This is a genomic window from Sphaerimonospora sp. CA-214678, assembly GCF_050942215.1.
Taxonomy (GTDB): domain Bacteria; phylum Actinomycetota; class Actinomycetes; order Streptosporangiales; family Streptosporangiaceae; genus Sphaerimonospora.
The window spans coordinates 2217878-2239034 of record NZ_CP192056.1 but is presented as its reverse complement, the minus strand read 5'-3'; the positions used below and the strand labels follow the sequence as shown (position 1 = coordinate 2239034).

17 protein-coding genes are annotated in these 21157 nt (G+C 71.2%); 4 read left to right on the top strand and 13 right to left on the bottom strand.

Annotation, left to right across the window (positions count from 1 at the left end; genetic code table 11):
- The first annotated feature begins 96 nt into the window (after positions 1-96).
- Both ACQP1K_RS10240 and ACQP1K_RS10235 read left to right on the top strand, forming a co-directional pair.
- Positions 97-1245: a glycosyltransferase family 4 protein gene (locus ACQP1K_RS10240; RefSeq protein ID WP_433500638.1), complete on the top strand. Its 1149-nt coding sequence runs from the start codon at positions 97-99 to the stop codon at positions 1243-1245.
- Positions 1246-1256: 11 nt separating this feature from the next.
- Entirely contained in the window at positions 1257-1943 is a 687-nt protein-coding gene (locus tag ACQP1K_RS10235) for a hypothetical protein (protein ID WP_433500637.1), read from the top strand.
- A 179-nt stretch (positions 1944-2122) separates the two neighbouring features.
- Here the strand turns inward: ACQP1K_RS10235 and rfbB are convergent, their stop codons facing one another.
- From rfbB to ACQP1K_RS10220, 3 genes are all read right to left on the bottom strand, one after another.
- Positions 2123-3094, bottom strand: a complete 972-nt coding sequence (rfbB, locus tag ACQP1K_RS10230; RefSeq protein ID WP_433500636.1) for a dTDP-glucose 4,6-dehydratase — start codon at positions 3092-3094, stop codon at positions 2123-2125.
- Entirely contained in the window at positions 3091-4158 is a 1068-nt protein-coding gene (locus ACQP1K_RS10225; RefSeq protein WP_433500635.1) for a glucose-1-phosphate thymidylyltransferase, read from the bottom strand. Before ACQP1K_RS10225 ends, rfbB begins: the two co-directional genes overlap by 4 nt.
- Positions 4159-4274: 116 nt before the next feature.
- Entirely contained in the window at positions 4275-4781 is a 507-nt protein-coding gene (locus ACQP1K_RS10220; RefSeq protein ID WP_433500634.1) for a GtrA family protein, read from the bottom strand.
- Here ACQP1K_RS10220 and ACQP1K_RS10215 point away from each other — a divergent pair.
- A complete protein-coding gene (locus tag ACQP1K_RS10215; RefSeq protein ID WP_433500633.1) occupies positions 4780-5808 on the top strand; it encodes a glycosyltransferase family 2 protein in 1029 nt (342 codons plus the stop codon). The genes ACQP1K_RS10220 and ACQP1K_RS10215 overlap by 2 nt on opposite strands.
- Here the strand turns inward: ACQP1K_RS10215 and ACQP1K_RS10210 are convergent.
- The 4 genes from ACQP1K_RS10210 to ACQP1K_RS10195 form a co-directional block, all read right to left on the bottom strand.
- The gene (locus ACQP1K_RS10210) at positions 5771-6535 is read right to left on the bottom strand and encodes a GNAT family N-acetyltransferase (RefSeq protein ID WP_433500632.1); all 765 of its coding nucleotides are present in this window, start codon (positions 6533-6535) and stop codon (positions 5771-5773) included. The genes ACQP1K_RS10215 and ACQP1K_RS10210 overlap by 38 nt on opposite strands.
- The gene (rffA, locus tag ACQP1K_RS10205) at positions 6535-7689 is read right to left on the bottom strand and encodes a dTDP-4-amino-4,6-dideoxygalactose transaminase (RefSeq protein ID WP_433500631.1); all 1155 of its coding nucleotides are present in this window, start codon (positions 7687-7689) and stop codon (positions 6535-6537) included. The genes ACQP1K_RS10210 and rffA overlap by 1 nt, the downstream gene beginning before the upstream one ends.
- A gap of 91 nt (positions 7690-7780) precedes the next feature.
- Positions 7781-9862, bottom strand: a complete 2082-nt coding sequence (locus tag ACQP1K_RS10200) for a DUF4082 domain-containing protein (RefSeq protein WP_433500630.1) — start codon at positions 9860-9862, stop codon at positions 7781-7783.
- A gap of 515 nt (positions 9863-10377) precedes the next feature.
- The gene (locus ACQP1K_RS10195; protein WP_433500629.1) at positions 10378-10887 is read right to left on the bottom strand and encodes a hypothetical protein; all 510 of its coding nucleotides are present in this window, start codon (positions 10885-10887) and stop codon (positions 10378-10380) included.
- Between ACQP1K_RS10195 and ACQP1K_RS10190 the strand changes: the two genes are divergently transcribed.
- Positions 10862-13660, top strand: coding sequence for a N,N-dimethylformamidase beta subunit family domain-containing protein (locus ACQP1K_RS10190; protein ID WP_433500628.1), 2799 nt, complete (start codon positions 10862-10864; stop codon positions 13658-13660). The genes ACQP1K_RS10195 and ACQP1K_RS10190 overlap by 26 nt on opposite strands.
- Here the strand turns inward: ACQP1K_RS10190 and ACQP1K_RS10185 are convergent.
- Genes ACQP1K_RS10185 through ACQP1K_RS10160 form a run of 6 tightly spaced genes read right to left on the bottom strand, consistent with a single transcriptional unit; the run spans position 13635 to position 21147 of the window.
- On the bottom strand, positions 13635-14768 hold the full coding sequence (locus tag ACQP1K_RS10185; RefSeq protein WP_433500627.1) for a glycosyltransferase family 4 protein: 1134 nt from the start codon (positions 14766-14768) through the stop codon (positions 13635-13637). The genes ACQP1K_RS10190 and ACQP1K_RS10185 overlap by 26 nt on opposite strands.
- Entirely contained in the window at positions 14765-17218 is a 2454-nt protein-coding gene (locus ACQP1K_RS10180) for a hypothetical protein (protein WP_433500626.1), read from the bottom strand. Before ACQP1K_RS10180 ends, ACQP1K_RS10185 begins: the two co-directional genes overlap by 4 nt.
- 26 nt (positions 17219-17244) lie before the next feature.
- A complete protein-coding gene (locus ACQP1K_RS10175) occupies positions 17245-18594 on the bottom strand; it encodes a lipopolysaccharide biosynthesis protein (protein ID WP_433500625.1) in 1350 nt (449 codons plus the stop codon).
- A gap of 9 nt (positions 18595-18603) precedes the next feature.
- The gene (locus ACQP1K_RS10170) at positions 18604-19881 is read right to left on the bottom strand and encodes a hypothetical protein (RefSeq protein ID WP_433500624.1); all 1278 of its coding nucleotides are present in this window, start codon (positions 19879-19881) and stop codon (positions 18604-18606) included.
- Entirely contained in the window at positions 19878-20981 is a 1104-nt protein-coding gene (locus ACQP1K_RS10165) for a glycosyltransferase (RefSeq protein WP_433500623.1), read from the bottom strand. Before ACQP1K_RS10165 ends, ACQP1K_RS10170 begins: the two co-directional genes overlap by 4 nt.
- A 37-nt stretch (positions 20982-21018) precedes the next feature.
- Positions 21019-21147: a hypothetical protein gene (locus ACQP1K_RS10160; protein WP_433500622.1), complete on the bottom strand. Its 129-nt coding sequence runs from the start codon at positions 21145-21147 to the stop codon at positions 21019-21021.
- Between the last annotated feature and the right edge of the window lie 10 nt (positions 21148-21157).

Genomic DNA, 21157 nt, shown 5'->3' with positions numbered 1-21157 from the left:
GAGATCTGGAAAACCTTCCACGAAACGGCGCGACGGTGGGCGCGACGGAACAGGGTGACGGGTTAGCTTCTCCGACGTGATCAGGGAGGAGCCCGCATGAAACCGGACAACCGGATTCGTGTCATGGAAATCATCACCCGAATGAACGTCGGCGGCCCCGCTACCGAGGTGGCGGGGCTATGTGAGCGGCTCGACTCCGACGCGTTCGACCACCGCCTGTACACCGGCTACGTGGACGGCGGCGAGGGCGACCACCTGCATCTACGCGACGTGACGATCCCGGTTCACCGGATCCCGGGCCTCGGCCGATCGATCAGGCCGGCCGACTACCGCGCCCTGCGCCGGCTGGTCGCCGCCATGCGCGAGTTCCGGCCGAACATCGTCCACACCCGGACCACCAAGGCCGGGGCGCTGGGACGGCTCGCCGTACGGCTGTCCGGTGTCGAAGCGGCGCGCGTCCACGTGTTCCACACCCCGCTCCCCCTCGGCCGCACGTCACCGCTCAGGCGGTCGCTGCGCGTCCGGCTGCGACGGTACGTCGCGGTGGGATGCGACCGGCTGGTCACCGGCGGGGCGAAGGTCAGGGACGACCTGGTCAGCTCCGGCGTCGGCAGCCACGAGCAGTACGTCGTGATCCCGCCGGGTGTCCAGCTCGGCCCGGTTCCCGACCGCATGGCGGCCCGGCTCGCCCTCGGGATCCCGGCCGACGTGCCGGTCGTCGCCTACGTCGGGCGCCTTTCCAGGGTCAAGCGGCCGGACCGGTTCGTCGAGGTGGCGCACGAGGTCCTGGAGCACATGCCCGACTGCCGCTTCCTCATCTGCGGCGGCGGCGAGCTCAAGAAGGAGGTGGAGCGGGCGATCCGCCCGATCTGGGACTCCTTCCGGCTGCTGGGCTGGCGTCGTGACGTGGAGACCGTCTACGCGGCGGCCGACGTGCTGCTGCTGACCTCCGACAACGAGGGAACACCGCTGGCACTGGTCGAGGCGGGGATGGCCGGGGTCCCCGTCGTGTCCACCCGGACGGGCGGCGTCGAGGAGGTCGTCCGGGACCGGCGTACCGGGCTGCTGGCCGGTCCCGACGTGGCCGACCTGGCCGACCACACCGTCCGGCTGCTGAAGGATCCCGGCCTCGCCAAGTGGATGGGCGACGCGGCCCGCCGCTGGACGACGCGGGCGTTCGGGGTCGACCGGCTCGTCGCCGACATCGAGGCGCTTTACCGGTCGCTTTGCGGCGCGCCGCGATGAGCCGCCCGCCGATGAGGGGCATCGCGATCGCCGCGATCACGACGGTGCCGGTGGCCGCCACGGGTTTCGCCGACTGGCGGATCTCCGCGATCCTGCTGGCCGCGTGGGCGGTCGCCGTACTCGGCGTGATCGAGGAGATCTCGCCGCTTCCCGTGATAACGCGGCTGAGCGTGCAGTCGCTGGCCGCCGGCGGCATCGTGCTGTGCGGCCTGCAGATCACGCTGACCGGCGATCTGGTGGACGGACCTGTCACGGTGATGTGGACGGTGGCCGCGACGAACGGCTTCGCCCTGCTCGACCGGTTCGACCGGGCGGCGACGAGCGCCGCCGCCGCGGTGGCCGCCTGCCTCGCCTGCGCGGCACTCGCCTCGGCCGAGCCGGCCCATGCCGTACTGCCGGGCGCGCTGCTCGCCGGGCTGGCCTGCGCCTGCCTCGGCGGCGGGCGGACGCGGCTGGGCCCGTCCGCCTCGCTGTTCGCCGGGTTCGTCCTCGCCACCGCGACGACCGTCCTGGTCTGCGGGCGGGGCGCCGGCGCGATCGTCTCAGGACTGCTGCTCCCCACATCCATCGCTATCGCGGGGGCCGCGTGGGCGGTACGTGGTGGGCGGCGCGTAACGCCGCCACCCCACACCCCCTTCCCCGTGATCTTGCATTTTCTCGCAGACCATCCACCTGACCTGCGCGAATCGAATCGGTGATCTTGCAGTTTCTCGCACGCCGGCCGTCCGACCTGCGGCAATGCTCTAGCTGATCTTGCACTTGTCAATGCAAGATCACGAACAGAGTTTCCGCCGCTCAGGGGGCAGATCTGCGAGAAACTGCAAGATCACGACCGTGAAACCCCTGCTCACAGCCCGATGTGCGAGTATTCGCAAGATCACGGACAGGAGTGGAAGCGCCACCAGTGCTCGTGGTCGCGGTACCACCGGATGACCTCGGCGAGGCCATCGCCGAAGTCGACCAGGGGCTCATAGCCGATCGAGCGGATCTTGCTGGAGTCGACCGAGTAGCGCAGGTCGTGCCCGGGCCGGTCGCGTACGTGCCTGACCATCTCCCAGCCGACGCCGAAGGCCGCGAGCAGCCGCTCGGTGAGTTCGAGGTTGGTCAGCTCGACCCCGCCCCCGATGTTGTAGATCTCACCGGCCGAACCCTTGTCCACGACGAGCTGGACGCCCCGGCAGTGGTCGGCCACGTGGAGCCATTCCCGCACGTTGCGGCCGTCGCCGTACAGTGGGACCGGCCTGCCGTCGATGAGATGGGTGACGAACAGCGGGATGACCTTCTCCGGGTGCTGGTAGGGGCCGTAGTTGTTGGAGCACCTGGTCACCCGTACGTCCAGGCCGTAGGTGCGGTGGTAGGCGCGGCAGAGCAGGTCGGCACCGGCCTTCGCGGCCGAGTAGGGCGAGTTGGGCAGCGGCGGCTCCTCCTCCGTCCACGATCCCGTCTCGATCGATCCGTACACCTCATCGGTGGAGACCTGGACGAACGTGCGGACGCCGGCCTCCAGTGCGGCCTGCAGCAGCCGCTGGGTGCCCTGGACGTTGGTCGTCACGAAGTCGCCGGCGCTGGTGATCGAGCGGTCGACGTGGGTCTCGGCGGCGAAGTTCACGATCAGGTCGTGCCCGGGGACGACGTCTCTGAGCCGGTCCATGTCGCTGATGTCGGCGCGTACGAAGGCGAGCCTGGGGTTGGTCTCGACCGGGGCCAGGTTGGCCAGCGTTCCCGCGTAGGTGAGCTTGTCCAGCACGGTCACGTGGGCGTTCTCGTAGCCCGGGTAGGCCCCGGACAGCAGCGACCGCACGTAGTGGGAGCCGATGAACCCGGCGCCGCCGGTGACCAGGATCTTCATGCGCGCACCTGAACCCTGCTGTGATCGCCGACCATGAGCTGATGGGTGTTGGGCACTCCGGCCGCCCGCGTGACCTCGACGTTGCGGCCGATCAGCGAGTACGTGAGCCCGCTGACGCCCCTGATCGCCGAGTCGCCGAGCACGATGCTGTAGCCGACCTCGGCGTCCTCCAGCACGCAGCCCTCCCCGATCGAGGTGTAGGGCCCGACATACGAGCGAATGATCTTCGTGTCGGCTCCGATCACGGCGGGCCCCCGGATGACCGAGCCCTCGACGACGGCGCCGGGGGCGATGACGACACGGCCGGTCACCTCCGACAGGCCGTCCACGGTCCCCCCGGTGTCGGGCTCGATCGCCTCCAGCACGATGCGGTTGCATTCCAGCATGTCCTGCAGCCGGCCCGTGTCGCGCCAGTAGCCGGTGACGAGGTGGGACCGGACGCGGTGGCCGGTGTCGATCAGCCACTTGACCGCGTCGGTGATCTCCAGCTCGCCGCGTGCCGACGGCTCGATCGCGCGTACGGCCTCGTGGATCGCGGGCGAGAACGTGTAGACCCCGACGATGGCGAGGTCGCTGCGCGGGTGTTCGGGCTTCTCCTCCAGGCTGACGATCTCCCCGTCCGGGCCGAGTTCGGCGACGCCGTAGAACTGGGGCTCGGCCACGCGGGTGAGCAGGATGCGCGCGTCGCAGCGGTCCGCGCGGAAGGCGTCGACCAGACCGGTGATGCCGTCGACGAGGAAGTTGTCGCCCAGGTACATCACGAACGGATCATCGGCCAGGAACTCCCGGGCGATGAGCACGCAGTGCGCCAGCCCGAGTGGGGCCTCCTGCTCGATGTAGGTGACGTCGAGGCCGAAGGCGGAGCCGTCGCCGACGGCCTCCCTGACCTCCCGCCCGGTGTCGCCGACGATGATCCCCACGTCGGTGATGCCGGCGTCCCTGATGGCCTCCAGCCCATAGAAGAGCACCGGTTTGTTGGCGACCGGAACCAGTTGTTTCGCCGACGTGTGGGTGAGCGGGCGCAGCCGCGTCCCCTTGCCACCCGCCAGGACTAGTGCCTTCACGCGTGCCGAGTCCTTTCCTGGATTTTGCCGCCCGAACAGAGAACACACCGAGCGGCCGGATCTCCGCTTGAAATTATCGGCCGCGGAATCGCCGGGTTCCGTCGCACCGGCCGCTTTTACCGAACGACGTCGCATACCTTGCCGGATTCAGACGCCCGGTCCCGGAACGTCCAGGACCGGTTTATCGCATAGCTCAGCGGCGGGCTCAGCAGGATTATCAGCGCCTGGGCGATGAGGAGCGGAATCCCGGCGAGCTCCACCAGAACGGGCAGGCCGATGACGGAGGCGCCGAGGAAGCTCAGCCCGACGACGTAGAAGCGCAGGTAGCCGGTGATCCAGCCGCCTCCTGACCGGAACACGACCAGCCGGTAGACCGGATAGACGATCACCACGGTGATCAGGTGCCCGACCACGACGAGGAAAAGATAGGGCACCGCTCCCCCGGCCACCAGCAATTCCAGGCAAAGAAGCGCGTAATACACACCGGCGGTCATGGCGCCGGCCAGTAGATATGTGCTGCGCTGGCCCCGCAGAAGCGACACGAGAAGACGCGGGAGAGCCGGCAGCGAGTCCCACCGCGCCGCCGTAGATTTCCTGTGATCTGGGCTCTTCAATTCGAGCATGTCGCGCAGTGTAATAGGTGCTGGGAATGAACCGGGGGAATCAATGTCGGTGTCGGTGGTGATTCCGTGTTATCGCTCGGCGCGGACCCTTCCGCAGTTGGTCGCCAGGCTGCTGCCGGTGCTGCGGGACGTCTCCCCGCCGCACGAGGTGATCCTCGTCGTCGACGGAAGCCCGGACGACACCTGGACGGTGGCCGCCGATCTGGCGCACCGGTTCCAGAACGTGCGCGCCATCCGCATGTCGCGCAACTACGGACAGCACAATGCCCTGGTCGCGGGCATCAGGGAGGCCAGGTTCGACGTCGTCGTCACGATGGACGACGACCTCCAGCACCAGCCCGAGCAGATCCCCCACCTGCTGGCCGAACTGCGGGGCGAACGGCTCGACCTCGTGTACGGCATGCCGTACCAGGAGGAACACGGCTTCCTGCGGAGTCTCGCCTCCCGCACGGTGAAGGCGGGGATGTCGGTCGCGCTCGGCATCCGCACCGCGCGGGAGATCAGCGCGTTCCGCGCCTTCCGCACCCGGCTGCGCGACGCGTTCGAGGGGCTGTCCGGACCGCACGCCTCGGTGGACGTGGCGCTTTCGTGGGCCACCACCCGGGTGGGGTCGGTGCTCGTGCACATGAGCGAGCGCGAGGACGGCAGGTCCAACTACACGCCCAGGACGCTGGTGCGCCACGCCGTGAACATGCTGCTCGGCTACAGCGCCGCCCCCCTGCGTGCGGCCAGCTACCTGGGATTCCTCGCGGGGATCATCGGCCTGGTGCTCGGTGCCGTCGTGCTGTGGCGGTTCATCGCCGGGGACACCACGGTGGCCGGCTTCACCACGATCGCCTCGATGGTGGCGCTGTTCTCGTCGGCGCAGCTGATGTCCATCGGAGTGCTGGGCGAGTACGTCGGCCGCATCCACGGCGGCGGGATGGGCCGCCCGACCTACGTGGTGAGCGAGCGGACGGACGCGGGCCGGGTGCCGGGCGACGCGGTGGTCATCTCGGGAGTGGGCTCCGGATCAGATGGACGGTGAGCGCCGTGTGCACCGGCTCGAAGCCGTACCTGGCCCAGGCCCGCTGCACCCCGGTGTTGTGCCCCTGGGTGGAGATGACCACCTCGGCCGCGCCGCGTGACAGGGTGCGCTCCTCGACCGCCCTGAGCAGGTGGGCGTAGACGCCGCGTCCCCGGGCGGCGGCCACCACCCCGGCGAGCAGGATCTCCGTACGCGCCGCGTCCTCCGCGAGCGTGGCCAGCGCGAGCGGGCCGGCCGGCCCGCGGAGGGTGAGGCACTCCCCCGCGGCGGCCGACCCCAGCGCCCACTCCTCGTAGCCGGCCAGCGCGTCCGCCGGATCGAAGAGGGGATCGGCCAGGTAGTGGTTGCCGTACGCGGCGAAGACGTCGCGGACGAGTGCCCGGACCTCGGCGGGGTCCGCCCCGCCGCACACCGTCAGGCCGGGCGTGGTCCGGGGCGTACGGCCCTCCCCCGCGCGCAACCGCCAGTAGACGAGCGAGTCGGCCAGCACGGCCGTACGGCCGAGCGTGGTCAGCTCGGCGAACCAGCCGACGTACGCGGCGGGGTAGCGCAGCACGACGACGTCGGCCGCCGACTCGGCGACGGCGGCGCGTACGTCCCGCAGCGGTGCCGCCGACTCCGCCGAGACGGTGATGCGCGCCACCGTGCGGCCGAACCTCGCGGTCTCCAGCGGCGAAGCGACGGCCCGGACGCGCCCGGACGCCTCGATCACCTCCTGCCAGCCCATCAGCGCACCTTGTAGGTGAGCACGGCGTCGATCACCCGGGTCACCTCGTCGCCGTCGAGACCGGCGGACAGGGGCAGCCGTACCAGCCGGTCGGCGACGTTCTCGGTCACGGCGCAGCCGCCGGGGGCGGTGCGCCCGTACCGCAGGCCGGCCGGGGCGCTGTGCAGCGGCTGATAGTGGAACACCGCCTGCACGCCCGCGGCCGCGAGGTGGGCGATGAACCGCTGACGATGGTGCAGATCGGGCATGAGCAGGTAGTAGAGGTGCGCCGGGTGCGCGCAGCCGTCCGGAACCGTCGGCCGCAGGACGCCGTTGGCAGCGGCCCAGCCGGCCAGTCCCTCGTGGTACGCCTGCCAGACCGCGTGGCGCCGCGCCTGGATCCGGTCGAACGACTCCAACTGGGCGGTGAGCATGGCGGCGAGCACGTCCGAGGGCAGGTAGCTCGACCCGATGTCGACCCACTGGTATTTGGCGATCTGGCCGCGGAAGAAGCGGCTGCGATCGGTGCCCTTCTCCCGGATGATCTCCGCGCGGGCGGCCGTCTCCGGGTCGTTCAGCAGCAGCGCGCCGCCTTCGCCGCACTGCACGTTCTTGGTCGAGTGGAAGCTCTGCGCCGCCATGCGGCCGTACGACCCGAGGGGGCGGCCTCGGTAGGACCCGCCGAGTCCGTGTGCGTTGTCCTCGATCAGGGCCAGGCCGTACCGCTCGCAGATCTCGCCGATCGTCTCCATCTCGCAGGCGATCCCGCCGTAGTGGACGATGGCGACCGCCCGGGTGCGTTCGGTGATCGCGGCCTCGATCAGCCGCTCGTCGATGTTGAGGGTGTCCGGCCGGCAGTCGGCGAACACCGGCACCGCTCCCCTGAGGGCGTACGCGTTGGCCGTCGAGCAGAAGGTGAACGACGGCATGATCACCTCGTCACCGGGACGGAGGTCGAGCAGGAGCGCCGACATCTCCAGCGCGTGGGTGCACGACGTGGTGAGCAGCGCCTCCCCCGCCCCCGTCAGTTCCTTGAGCAGTGCGGTGGCGCGTCGCGTGAACGGCCCGTCGCCACAGGTCGAGCCGAGCCGTACGGCCTCGGCGAGATAGCCGAGCTCGTTGTCGCAGACGTGGGTCCGGTTGAAGGGGACGGTCCTCAGGCTGGTTGTGCTCACCGCGGTAGTGAACAACGCCCCGGCGGGGGCGGGGGTGCCCGACCACCCGCCGTGGGCATGTCATTGCGCAAGCCTTACCGGCGCTCGCGCGTCAACTACCGAACTCCAGCACCGGCGACACCCAGTAGTTCGAGGCGCGGAAGGAGTTGCTGGGGAAAATGTCGGTGGCGCTGTAGGTGTAGACGCCGTTCCCGCCGGAAGCGGCGCCGGCGAGCCCGATGAGCGGGCCGTTCACATACTGCGAGGTGAAATAGTCACGATCGACCGAGTAGTACCCCGACGTCGTGTGATACGACGCGACGTACGTCGTGCCGGCCGAGACGGCCACCGGCTCCGGGAAGCTCATCGTCTGCCAGCCGGACGCGGTCTCGCCGGTGAACGTCACCGTCGCGAGATCCCCGCCGGTGGCGGTCGACAGTCTCCCGGTGTGCGTCCCGGTGTTCTGCGGACCCTTGTAGAACCGGATCCCGGTGACCAGGCCGTCCTGCGTGGTCCTGAACTTCACCCCGAGTGCCACGGCCTGCGAGTCGGCCTGGGTCACCGTCGCGGGGGTCACGGTGTCGGGCCAGAGGGTGGACGCGGGGTTGAACATGACGTCGACCCAGTAGTTCGAGGCCCGGACGGAGTCGCCGGGGAAGGTGTCGGTGGCACTGTAGGCGTATACGCCGTTCCCGCCGGAAGCGCCGCTGGCGAGCCCGATGAGCGGGCCGTTCACATACTGCGAGGTGAAATAGTCACGATCGACCGAGTAGTACCCCGACGTCGTGTGATACGACGCGACGTACGTCGTGCCGGCCGAGACGGCCACCGGGTCCGAGAAGCTCATCGCCTGCCAGCCGGACGCGGTCTCGCCGGAGAAGGTCACACTCGCGAGCCGCTGCCCGTCGGCGGTCCATAAACTCCCGGTGTGCGTCCCGGTGTTCTGCGGACCCTTGTAGAACCGGATCCCGGTGATCATGCCGTCCTGCGTGGTCCTGAACTTCACCCCGACCACGACGGCGTTCGGGTCGTTCTGCGAGGCGACCGCGGGGGTCGCGCTGTCGCTCCACAGGCCGGTGGTCGTCATGCTCTGCACGACCGGCTGCGACGTGCTGGGCGCGAAGTAGACGGGCGCCTCGTTGTCGAACGTCACCCCGCCGAGATAGACGGCGGTGATCTGGTGTTGCCCGGCGGCGAGCCTGGACGTGGTGAACTTGGCGGGCCGGCCGTCGCTCATCCGGACCCTGCCGAGGACGACGCCGTTCTCCTTGAACGCCACCTCGCCGGAGGGAGGGATCGAGCCGGACTGCGCCTGCACGATCGCGGTGAAGGTGACCACCTTTCCGGTGTGCGAGGGATTGGGGGAGCTGGTCAGGGTCGTGGTCGTGGGCCGGTCGTTCGGCAGCATGATGAGCGTGGCGGGGATCTGCGAGGTGCCCTGCAGAGCGACGGTGCCGCCGAGCGAGAACAGCCGGCCGTAGACGTTCGCACCGGGGTCCACCGAGATGTTGCCGTTGGCGAGGACGTTTCCGCGGAAGGTGGCCCACATGCCCATCGACGCCGTGCCGCTGAGCTGCCAGTAGACGTTGTCCTCCTGCGCACCGTTGACCAGGGCGATGTTGCTGATCCTGGCGGCGTCGAGGCTGGTGGCGCGGAGCACGAAGATCGCGTCGGGGTCCGTCTGGGCGTCGAGGGTGAGCGTGCCGTCGAGGGAGAAGGCGGCGGTGGCCGTCTCGTAGACGCCGGGGCTCAGAGTCGTGCCGCCGAGGTTGGGGCCGATGGTGGCGGTGCGGGGCATCGCGGCGATGGCGGTGCGTACCGCGACCGCGTCGGCCATGGCGTTCGCAGCGGCCGAGTCGCCCTTGTGGATGGTCCCGGCGACGCTACCGGGCGGGAAGCCGCTGACCGAGTCGCCGGGGCTCACGCCGAGGTCACCGAAGACCTGGGTGAGACCGGTGTTGGTGACCGAGATCGAGGCCAGGACCGGGTAGGAGGCGGAGCCGCCGAGGTCAGGCGAGGCGACGGCCGCGACCTCCTCCGGCGCCGTGACGAGGGCGCCGGCGGTGAGCGCGGCGAGCAGGGCCGCGGCGAGCCGGCGACGGCGGGTGCCGGGGGAAGGACCACGACGGCGCCCATCCGATCTGGTCGCTGCGGGCTCCCGCCCGCGTCTCTCTGTGGCGGCTGAGCGTCTCATTTCCGACCTACCTCGCGTCGTACCGCGGACGCACGTGTTCGCCCGCGTCCTGATGGGTTCTGTATGCGAACCAGCTCTCGGCGCTCTCGTGCCGGGGGGCGCGACCGGTCGCGGGCTACCGGGCCGGTGGAGTCGGCGGGACACCAGGGGCGAGAGTGGTCACCCGGAAACGATGGCGCGGGAAAGAGCGGGCGGGACCGCGGATTGCCGCGCCTGTACCGATGATCTATGGAGTGAGCTCGGAAGATTTACGTTATCAACTCACTCGGTCTGAATACTACTCCCGAACATTCGCAATTTCCACCCTTTATTTTCCCCCTCCCTTAATTCCACCCATCCCGATAACAACGACCCACAAAATACCCTTATTTCCAGATAAATGGACATCCAGGAAACGCGAAGGAGTTTCCGCATTGCGGGGAACACGCCGTTTCCCGTCATGGCGTCGAGCCGGGTCCCGGCGGTCGCTATCCTGCGCTGACCTCCCCCGGTTCATGGCGTTCCACTGCGCTCCATCAAGGGTGCATCGTGCCAGGCGAACGGAAAGGAGCCGCCGAGGTGAGGCGGAGGACCCCGGCCACGCGCGTCTTCTGCGCCGTTTTCACGGCGGCGGCCGTCCTGCTCATGGCCGCGTGGGCGCCGCCCCCCGGCGACGCCCACGTCTCCCCGAGCGCCTCGCCGAATGCGTCTCCGAACATTTCGCCGAGCCCATCCTCAAGCGCCTCTCCGAGCTCTCCCGCCGCCTCACCGGAGGCCTCGCCCGGAGGCTCACCGGAAAGCACACCGGAAGGCTCGCCCGCCGGCCCCGCGCCTTCTCCCGGCGGCTCGCCGGAACCGTCCGGAACGCACACCGCGCCCGGTCGGAAGCCCGCCCCCTCGACGGGCCCCGCTCGCGGCAACCGGCTCCGGGGTTCCCGGCTCCGCGCCGCGACCTGCCCGCCCACCTCGGTCATCTGCCTGGAGAACAGCCTGCCCGGCACCCCGCCGTCGGAATGGAACGTGCCCGGAGCGGGGGACGACGCCATCAACGGCTTCCCCACCCAGATGAGCGTCAACGCCGGGCAGACCCAGCAGTTCAAGGTGCAGGCGCCGCGCATCAGCGCGTACCGGATCGACATCTACCGCGTCGGCTACTACCAGGGCATGGGCGCACGGAAGATCGCCACGGTGAATCCGTCCGTGCCGCTCCCGCAGGCGCAGCCGAACTGTCTCACCGACACGACGACGGGACTGATCGACTGCGGCAACTGGAACGTCTCCGCGTCCTGGGCCGTGCCCGCCGACGCCGTCTCCGGCGTCTACCTGGCCAACTTCGTCAGAACCGACGGCACCGGCGGGGTCAGCCAGAACATCTTCGTCGTACGGAACGACTCCCGGAACGTGGACATCCTCGTCCAGACCTCCGACACGACCTGGCAGGCGTACAACGACTACGGCGGCAACAGCCTCTACAAGGGGAACCCGGCGGGCCGGGCGTACAAGGTCAGCTACAACCGTCCGCTGCTCACCCGGGCCTCCCGGCCGGAGACGAACTTCTTCGACTCCGAATACCCGCTCGTCAGGTGGCTCGAGGCGAACAGCTACGACGTGGCCTACACCAGCGGCGTCGACACCGCCTCGCGTCCCTCCGCCATGCTCAACCACAAGATCTTCATCTCGTCCGGGCACGACGAGTACTGGTCGAACGAGACCCGCGCCAACGTGACCAACGCCAGGGACAGCGGCGTCGGCATCGCGTTCTTCTCCGGCAACGAGTCGTTCTGGAAGACCCGGTGGGAGAGCAGCATCGACGGTTCCGGCACGCCGTTCCGTACGATCGTCTGCTACAAGGAGACGCTCGCCAACGCGAAGATCGATCCCAGCACGCAGTGGACCGGCACCTGGCGGGACCCCCGTTTCTCGCCGCCCTCGGACGGCGGCCGACCGGAGAACACCGTCACCGGAACGCTCTTCCGCATCAACGGGGTCTCCGCCGACGCGATGACGGTCCCGGCCGACTACGCGAAGATGCGGCTGTGGCGCAACACCTCGGTGGCGAACCTCCAGCCCGGGCAGGTCGCCGTCTTCCCGACCGGCACGCTGGGCTACGAGTGGGACGAGGCCCCCGACAACGGTGTCGCCCCGCCGGGAGCCGTGCTGCTCTCGGAGACGAAGGTGACCACCTCCAGCAAGTTCCTGCTCAACTACGGCAGCTCGTACGGCGGCGGAACGGCCGCGCACCACGTGTCGCTCTATCGCAGCACGAGCGGCTCGGTCGTGTTCGGCGCGGGAACCACGCAGTGGGCCTGGGGACTGGACGCCGTGCACGACACCCCCGGCGCCCCCACCGACATCCGGATGCAGCAGGCGACGGTCAACCTCTTCGCCGACATGGCCGACGTTCAGCCGGCCACTTTGCAGCCGGGCCTGGTCCCGGCGACACAGTCGACCGACACCGCGCCCCCGACCTCGACGATCGTCATCCCGTCGACCGGCGCCCCCATCCCCGGCGGGACGACCGTGACGATCAGCGGAACGGCCGCGGACACCGGGGGCGGCGTGGTGGCCGGCGTCGAGGTCTCCACCGACGGCGGCACGACCTGGCGCAGGGCCACAGGCCGGACCACCTGGTTCTACCGCTGGACGACGCCCAAATCGCAGACGGTCACGATCCAGGCGCGGGCGATCGACGACATCGGCAACGTCCAGACCACCCCGGCCACGCGGACGGTGACCGTCAACGCGGGCTGCCCGTGCTCGCTGTGGGCGCCGGACAGCACGCCCGCCCAGGCCAACTGGAACGACACCAAGCCCGTGGAGGCCGGCGTCAGGCTCCGCTTCACCTCGCCGGGCTACGTCTCGGGGGTGAGGTTCTACAAGGGCTCGCAGAACACGGGAACCCACGTCGGCAGCCTGTGGACCGCCACCGGGCAGCTCCTGGCGCAGGCGACCTTCACCGGCGAGACCGCGAGCGGCTGGCAGCAGGTGAACTTCTCCGACCCCGTGCTCGTGTCCGAGAACATCGACTACGTCGTCTCCTACCACACGTCCGGGTTCTACTCGGTGACCAGGCCCTACTTCACGACGCAGTACTCCAACGGGCTCATCACCGCCCCGGCGAACGGCGACGGCGGGGGCAACGGCCTGTACGCCTACAGCGCGGCGAGCACGTTCCCGTCCGCCGTCTACCAGGCCACCAACTACTACGTCGACGTGGTCTACGCACCGGCCACAACCCTGTGGGACGACACGGCGACACCGTTGATCGCGTCCCAGCCCGACAACAAGCCGGTCGTCGTCGGGGTCAAGTTCCAGTCCACGCAGTCCGGAAAGATCCGGGGGATCAGGTTCTACAAGGGTCCGCAGAACACGGGAACCCACATCGGCAGCCTGTGGACCGCCACCGGGCAGCTCCTGGCGAGCGTGGCCTTCACCGGCGAGACCGCGAGCGGCTGGCAGCAGGCGACGTTCTCGCCGCCGATCTCGATCACCGCCGGCACCACGTACGTCGCCTCGTACCTCACCACGTCGGGGTTCTACTCGCTGGACCCGTACTACTTCGTCAACCCCTACACGCGCGACCCGCTCTCCGCGCCGGCCGACGGCACGGCGGGAGGCAACGGCGTCTACCGCTACAGCACCACGAACGCCTTCCCGACCAACGCCTACCACGCCTCCAACTACTGGGTGGACGTGCTGTTCGATCCCGATCCGCCGCAGGCGGCCGGGGCGCTGCGCAGCGCCCGCCCGTCACGAGGCGGCCACGCCCCCGCGGAGACGCGGCCGGCTCAGGTCAGATCCGCCCGGTCGCGTGGGTGACACGGCGCCGTCGTGACGGCGAGCCGCACCCGACGGCCTCGTACCGACCCTCGATCCGGGCGGCCACCCGGGGCCAGTCGAGGTCGGCGACCGCACGCCGCCCGCGCTCGGCCATCCGCGCCCGTAGGGCGCCGTCCTCGGCGAGCGCCCGCAGGTGTGCCGTGAGGTCGCCGGCCGAGCCGCCGCGGAAGACGCGGCAGGCGGCCGGGTCGGTGACCACCGGGTCGAGGGTGGCCTCCGAGGACAGGACGACCGGGGTGCCCAGGGCGAGGGCCTCCAGCGCCGCCGTGGGAATCCCCTCCCCGATCGAGGGGAGCCTGCGCGAGGCGAGCACGAAGATCTCCGCCCTGGCCATCAGCGCGTAGACCTCATCGCCCGGCAGGTGCCCGGCGAACTCGACGCCCGGCCCCGCCGCCGCGAGCCGCTCCAGCCGCCCACGCTCCGGGCCCTCTCCCGCGATGACGAGGCGCGCCCCGGGGCGTACGGCACGCAGCCGGTGGAACGCCTCGATCGTGAGAGCGTGGTTCTTCACCGGCAGCAGGTTGCCCACGCTGACGATCAGGCCGGGTTCCCTGGCCGTACCCGCCCTGACCGCGTCCAGTCGCGGCAGATCGAGTCCGCTGGACATCGTCCGTACGACCTCCGGCGGGACCCCGGCCCGGCACAGCTCGGCCGCCGGCCGCGCGCCGATGGCGACGAACCCGTCCACCCGCCGGAAGGCCAACGGCATGATCGGCCGGTGCCGCATCGCCAGCGCGCCGTGCACGGTGAGCAGCAGCGGAATCCGCAGCCGCGCGGCGGCCGGGCCGAGGAACAGCGCCTCGCGGTGGTCACCGTGCAGGTTGACCACGTCCAGCGGCCCCAGGCTCGGCAGCGCGCGTGCGCACTCCAGAGCGAACGCGACCGGGTCGGAGCGGCGGGCCAGCGCGCGGCCGACCCGGGTCGGCCGCAGGGTGACGGCGGCCGCGCCCGGCGGGACCGCGCCGCGCCGCCGGGCGACGAGCACCTCGTGCCCGCGGCGCAGCTCCTCCCGGGCGAGGCGCGCGATATAGCGCTCCTTGCCGCCCGGCTCCGGTGCCAGCCGATATCCGATGTGCAGAATCCTCACGTCGACCTCTTAGACCTCTCCTGAATCGATGTCACGTCAGGCGATGGACGGCCCAGGTGGTAGACCGCACAGTCGCCCGAGCGGAAGCGGAGCTCGGCCACGGCGCCGAGCCCGGGCCGCCGGGACGCGTACCGCTCGTCCGCCAGCAGCCACCGCACGCCGTACCGGTCGCGCAGCAGTCCCGTCGTGGCCCGGGACGGCGCGGTGAAGGCGGCGTCGTTCGCCCGCAGCCGCTCCCCGTCCCAGAACGGCAGGCGCTCGGGCAGCTCACCCGGCCGCCACCGGCTCATGTTGGTGCCGGTGTACGTCCACCCCTCGACCAGCACCCGCCGCTCGGCCAGCGCCGACACCCAGAACTGACGGCTGTCGCAGGGATGGTCGTGGCCCCAGCGGCAGTGGACGTTCGTCGCCACCAGGTCGCCGGGAGACGAGTGGGCGCGCAGCCAGCGCGCCGCGGTCAGGAAACCGTCCGGCACGGCCCCCGGCTCCACCGGGGACACCTCCGCGTACGTCGCGCCCCGCGGAGTCCGGTCCAGCGCCGACAGCACCCGGGCCGACCACGCGGCGGGCCAGCCGGCGGCGGCGAACGCGACGAGGACGACCGCCCAGGCGCGTACGCCCCGCCTGGTCAGCACCGCGACGGCGGCCGCCGCGCCCGCGGTGACGGCCAGCACGGCGTACGGAAGGTAGAGAAGGCCCTCCGGGCCGCCGGGAGACAGCGGCGTACGCACGCCGCACAGCGCCCGCACGAGGCACGTGCCGGCCACCCCGGCGACCACGGCGTACCCGACGGTCCGCGGGGTGACCGCCGCCCGGCGGACCACGGTCACGAGACCGAACGCCGCGACCATCATCAGGTACGGATATCCGGCGCCGAAGAAGTAGAGCTGCCCGAGATGGGGGTGGCCGAACACCAGCGCGGCCCCGGCGCAGGCGGCGCCCATGCCGAGCAGCAGCGTCACGGCGGGCCGCAGAAGCAGCCGCGGCCGGGCCAGCAGCCCGAGGGCGCCGCACCAGGTGACGGCGAGGCACAGCAGGTAGACCGCTGTGATCCCGAGGAGCGAGCCGACGGGAACGACGGCGCCCGGCCGGCCGGTCAGCTCCCCCCAGGCGCGCTCCAGCAGCGAGAGCGGGGCGACGACCATGGCCTGCCGAGCGCCGCCGAACAGCACGAACTGCGCGTACGCCCAGCAGATCGCGGTCACCCCGAGCATGGCGAGCACGGGTCCCCGCGGGCGGCGCGTGACCAGCCGGACCCCCGCCACCAGGGCCAGGCCGAAGGCGAACGGAGGGAGGTGGGTCGCCTTCGCCCCCATCACCGTGAGGACGAACACGCAGAACAGGAGCATGCGACGCGGGTCGCGCCGACGGGCCGCCGGCATGTCGATCGCCAGCAGCACGACCGGCGCGAACAGCAGGGCCCCGAAGGTCTGGCTCGGCCCCGTCCAGGACTGGAACCCCCGCCAGGTCAGGGTCCCCACGTTCACGCCGTAATAGAGGTTCGGCGCCGTCATGAGCACGGTGCCGGCCAGCGCCACCAGACTGCCCGCGTACGAGCCGGTGACGCGCCTGCCGACCATGCCGAGCAGCACCGTGATGGCGGCCATCATGGGCGGCATGCCGAGCCGGAACAGCAGCACGACCGGGTCGATCCCGGTGATCCAGCCGGCCGCCGCGAGGTGGGCGTACACGAACCAGTGGTAGAAGAGCGGCTCCCCGGCCACGGCCGGCACGGTCGGCGGCATGTGGGCGCGCAGTTCGCCGACCAGGGCCAGGTGGTAGGGCATGTCGATGTAGGAGGCGGCCATCGCGGGCCAGGCGATCGCGTTCTCGCTCAGGAAGGTCAGCGCGCCGAGCGCCAGCAGATAGAGCATGACGAGGGCGAGCGCCCACGACCACCACAACGGGGCCGGCCTGCGCCGCGGGCGCCTCCAGTGCCGCCGCAGTCGGGGCACGCCGAGGAACAGCGCGTACGTCGCGGCAGGCCAGGCCGGCACGAACAGCGGGTGGCCCGCCGCGCGGGCCGCGATGTAGACGAGGACCTCCACGGCGTAGCCCAGCGCCAGCCCCAGCGCGATCTCTTCCGCGGCCGTGCGGCGCGCGGGCCACAGCGCCCTGATCAGCAGCACCCCGGGAAGGGCCAGGCCCAGCAGCAGATAGGCGGTGAAGGCGAGCAGGTCGCGCGGCGCGACGTCGTAACGGAGCAGCACGGCGACAGCGACAGCGCCCATCAGGACGGCGGGCAGCAGGGGTGATCTCAGCAGGCGGCCCACGATCGTCCGGCGGCTCCCGGGCCGGGCCGCCCGGCCGGTGTCAGGGGGGCTCCCCGGTGCCGTCGCACGCGTGTCCGGCCGCTGACAGGCGGAGGTGTGCATGGGCGCAAGCCTGATCGCGCCCCGGCCCGGGAGCACGTCCGACGCGGTCCCGCCGCCCTTTTCTTGCCAAGTCATCGACCGGCCGATTCCCGCAGCCCGGATCACCGCCGAGCCGGCCCGCTCAGGACGCCCGCCTCCCCGGGGGCCGGGCGGCGCCGCGACCGCAGCGCGGACATCGCCCACCGGACGTCCCGTGCCCGGGGCAGCAGGTCCGCGAGGCCGAGGCGGGCCGTACGCGCGAACCAGGCGAGCTCCACCAGGGCCAGCGCGCTGTAGCCGACGGTGGAGGCGAGCGCGGCGCCGAGCGCCCCCCAGTGCGGGATGAGAACGGCGTTGAGCGCGAGGTTCGCCGCGAGGGCGGCGGCGGCCACGGCCGTCATCGTCATCGGCCGGCCCAGCCGCACCAGGTACTGCTCCACCGGCCGCTGCAGCGACCACGGGATCATGCCCGGCGCGAGGGCCAGCAGCGGGGCGACGCCACCGGCGAAGGCGGGGCCGTACACCAGCGGGATCACCAGGGGCGCGGCGAGCGCCAGCACGCCCACGACGGCGCAGACGAGCAGCAGGGTGAGGCGGATCACCCGCGCGGTGACGGCCCGGGCGTCCGACTCGTCCCGCACCGCCTGCCGGGAGACCACGATCTGGGCCAGCGCGTCGGTCGGCACCCTCGACAGCGCCAGGAACGACGTCGCGACCGTGTAGAGACCCGTCTCCGCCGGTCCGACGAGGGCGTTCAGGAGCAGCACGTCCGCGGTCAGCAGCAGCTGGACCGCCACCGTGCCCAGGTGATAGCGGCCCGACAGCGTCAGCTGCCGGCAGGCGAGCGCCACCTCACCCGGCGCGGGCAGGCCGAGGGGACGGAAGAACAGCACGAAGGGCAGGATCGTGGAGACCGCCCAGCAGGCGACCACGACCGGCACCGTGGCCGCCCCCGTCACGGCCAGCACGAGGATCGGGACGTACAGCACGACGGCCGGCAGGACCGTGGCCAGGTTGGCCAGCCCGACCCGTGACTGCAGCAGCGCGATCCCCCTGAGGTTGACCGCCGCGACGCCGAACGGCACGGCGAGCAGCGCCATGGCCATGAGGCGGGGGTCGGCGGCCACGTGCAGGACGCTCACCAGGCAGAAGGCCACCGCAGCCGAGACGGCCCCGAGGAGCAGCCCGAGGATCGCGGCGTTGCCGACGAGCGGCCGGTGGCGGTTCAGCACCGGCCACAGCGCCAGCTGTGACCTGCCCACGGAAAGGTGCCCCACCACCAGCGCCGTCCCCGCCGTGACGGTGACCGTGGCGTACACGCCCCGGCCCTCGGGCTGCAGGCAGCGGCTGAGGAACACCCCGGCCACCGCGGCCAGGGCCAGCGGAGCGGCCTGGCTGGCCATGGTCCGCAGCAGCTTTCCCATGCTCGCGGCGCCGTCCGGCACGCCGCGCCGTCCATCTCCCTCCGGCATCGGTCCGTCTCATTCCCGTACGGACGATCCGGCGGGGACGGTCGCTGGCGGCGCGGGCCGCCCCGGCTCCCCGGCGGGCTCGCCGTCCCGCCGGGTCTTCGTCCACGCGACCGCCGAAAGCAGGCTCGTGATCATCACGATGGGTATGCGCTGCCGGAAGATGAGCCCGATGTTGGACATCGTCGTCGCGTAGGCGATGGACCCCGGGACGACGAACAGCAGCAGGATCAGGAACATCCTGCGATCGTCGCGCCACAGCCGGCGTGCGCCCAGGAACGCGTGGTAGAGCAGCCAGTACCAGAGCAGGGTGTCCAGCTTGCCGAGTTGCAGGGTGGCGCTCCCGCCCGTCCACGGGAACGGGGACAGCAGCGTGTAGGCCAGTTTCGGGCCCAGGGAGCCCCACGCGTTCCCGCCGTCGTCGAAGACCACGCCGGAGCCCCCCTCGGCGTTGGCGAGTCGTACGTGCTCCGACTGCCCTCGGTCGAGTTGCTCCTGCACCGCGCCGAGCGGCCCGTCGACGCCATGGTCCATTCCCTGCAGGAGCACGAGAGCCGGGATCACCAGCATGGCGAACACGACCAGAGCGCGACCGGACAGCGCGCGCTTGATCCGGGCGACGCCGACCAGCAGCGGCAGCGCGCACATGACCACCATGTACGGCCTGACGTTGAACAGCGTCCACAGCATCGGCCCGAGGAGGAGCACCTTGCGCGGGTCGAAGCGCTGCATGTTCGACGCGGCCAGGCCCAGGCAGGCCACCACGAGGAACGCGTTGAAGCCGTCCTTGAACGTGTCCGAGGTGTGCAGCACGAAGCCGGGCAGGAACGCCGCGACGACCAGCAGCCGGAACGCCGCCCGCTCGTCGGCGCCGACGACCCGGGCGAACCGGTAGAGGACGATGCAGACCCCGCAGGCGATCAGCGCCACGACGGCGGTGCAGGCGAGCGCGGCCCGCCCCCCGCACAGGTACATGACGAGCGCGAAGACGTGGCACGGCACCGTGACGCCGGAGAGCGAGCCGAGCTCGGCGGACGTGACGAAGTGCACTCCGGTGTGCCGCCACAGTTCGACGATCTCCAGGGCCCTGGCCTCGTAGGTGATGTTGTCGCCGCCATAGGCGAACTCGCCGGAGCGCATGATCAGAAGGTGGACGGCGAGCCGGAGCACGAAGGCGGCGAACAGCACGGGCAGCGCGCGCCGCGCGACACGCGGTTCGAGGGTCATGTGCGCCATCACGACGAGCAGCGCCGAGACGGCGATGACGACGATGTACTCCACCGGCGTCACCCGGGGTTCCCGGCGCTCGCCTCGGCGTACAACGCGTCGAACCACCGCGCGGCCCGCCCGATGTCGACCATGTCGGCGCTGTCCCCCGCGCCCGCGCGCAGCCGGGCCAGCGTGCCGGGCCGCATCGCGCGCAGGACGCCCTCGGCCAGGGCATCGGCGCTGCCCGGCGGGGTGAGGACGCCGTTGCGCCCGCTCTCGATCAAGTCGGGTACGCCGCCGACGGCGGTGGAGACCACCGGCACCCCCGCTGCCAGCGCCTCCATGACGACGACCGGCAGCCCCTCGTAGGAGGAGCTGAGGACGAGCAGGTCGGCGGCGGCGATCAGCCGGGCGGCGTCGGGCACATGGCCGACGATCCGGACGGCGGCCTCCAGTCCGAGCCCGGCGATACGGCGAGCCGTCGGCTCCGCCTCCGGGCCGGACCCGGCGAGCAGGAAGACGGCACGCGGCTCGGCCGCCACGACCCTGGCCGCGGTCTCGACCAGCAGCCCGTGGTTCTTCTGCGGGCGGAAGTTCGCGACGTTGACGATGAGGAAGGCCCCGTCCGGCACGCCCCACTCACGCCGGGTGCGCGCGGCCAGCGCGGCCCGCTGCCGCTGCTCCGCCACGCGCACGCCGTGCACGCAGACGTCCGGGGCGCGGCCGCGCCGGCCGGTACGCGCCCGGGCGACCTGGGGCGAGACCGCCACTGTGCGGCTGTCCAGCCATCCGGTCAGCCGGTCCAGCAGCATGGTCAGCGGACGGTAGCGCACGTTGTGCACCGTCGAGACGAGGACCGGCCGGGGACGCCACAGCCGGGACACCGGCCGCAGCAGTGCGCCGGGCAGCGGCGAGTGCAGGTTGACGACGTCCGGCCGTACGCGCCTGACCTCGCCGAGCAGGCGGACGAGCCGCAGCGGGCGGGGGCAGGAGGTGAGGTCGACGACCTCGATCCCCGCCGATCGGAGCCGCCCGGTCAGCTCGGCGGTGGAGGCGCTCAAGCACACCACGGTGTAGCGGTTCGCCCGGTCGGTGGCGGCCAGCAGCCGTTCGACGAGGAGCACCTCGGCTCCGCCGACGTCGAGCGTCTTGATCACTTCACAGACATGGATTCCGCGCATCGCGCTCGATTCCCTCCGAAGGCGTCGCATCGGTCCGCTAACGGCACTCGGCGGGCCGCGGCCCGGGGCCGGTGACGCCGATGTACTCGCCCTCGTACGCGAAGACGCGGAAGTGCGGCTGCCGCTCGGGGCGGACGGCGTTTCGAGCGACGACACGAATATCCATGGCCGAATGC

What these genes read in the sequence shown, in the direction of transcription:
- ACQP1K_RS10240 (WP_433500638.1), top strand. Translation starts at nt 97, where the DNA reads ATGAAACCGGACAACCGGATTCGTGTCATGGAAATCATCACCCGAATG.
- ACQP1K_RS10235 (WP_433500637.1), top strand. Translation starts at nt 1,257, where the DNA reads ATGAGGGGCATCGCGATCGCCGCGATCACGACGGTGCCGGTGGCCGCC.
- rfbB (WP_433500636.1), bottom strand. Translation starts at nt 3,094, where the DNA reads ATGAAGATCCTGGTCACCGGCGGCGCCGGGTTCATCGGCTCCCACTAC.
- ACQP1K_RS10215 (WP_433500633.1), top strand. Translation starts at nt 4,780, where the DNA reads ATGTCGCGCAGTGTAATAGGTGCTGGGAATGAACCGGGGGAATCAATG.
- ACQP1K_RS10220 (WP_433500634.1), bottom strand. Translation starts at nt 4,781, where the DNA reads ATGCTCGAATTGAAGAGCCCAGATCACAGGAAATCTACGGCGGCGCGG.
- ACQP1K_RS10210 (WP_433500632.1), bottom strand. Translation starts at nt 6,535, where the DNA reads ATGGGCTGGCAGGAGGTGATCGAGGCGTCCGGGCGCGTCCGGGCCGTC.
- ACQP1K_RS10200 (WP_433500630.1), bottom strand. Translation starts at nt 9,862, where the DNA reads ATGAGACGCTCAGCCGCCACAGAGAGACGCGGGCGGGAGCCCGCAGCG.
- ACQP1K_RS10195 (WP_433500629.1), bottom strand. Translation starts at nt 10,887, where the DNA reads ATGGCGTCGTCCCCCGCTCCGGGCACGTTCCATTCCGACGGCGGGGTG.
- ACQP1K_RS10180 (WP_433500626.1), bottom strand. Translation starts at nt 17,218, where the DNA reads ATGACTTGGCAAGAAAAGGGCGGCGGGACCGCGTCGGACGTGCTCCCG.
- ACQP1K_RS10175 (WP_433500625.1), bottom strand. Translation starts at nt 18,594, where the DNA reads ATGCCGGAGGGAGATGGACGGCGCGGCGTGCCGGACGGCGCCGCGAGC.
- ACQP1K_RS10165 (WP_433500623.1), bottom strand. Translation starts at nt 20,981, where the DNA reads ATGCGCGGAATCCATGTCTGTGAAGTGATCAAGACGCTCGACGTCGGC.
- ACQP1K_RS10160 (WP_433500622.1), bottom strand. Translation starts at nt 21,147, where the DNA reads ATGGATATTCGTGTCGTCGCTCGAAACGCCGTCCGCCCCGAGCGGCAG.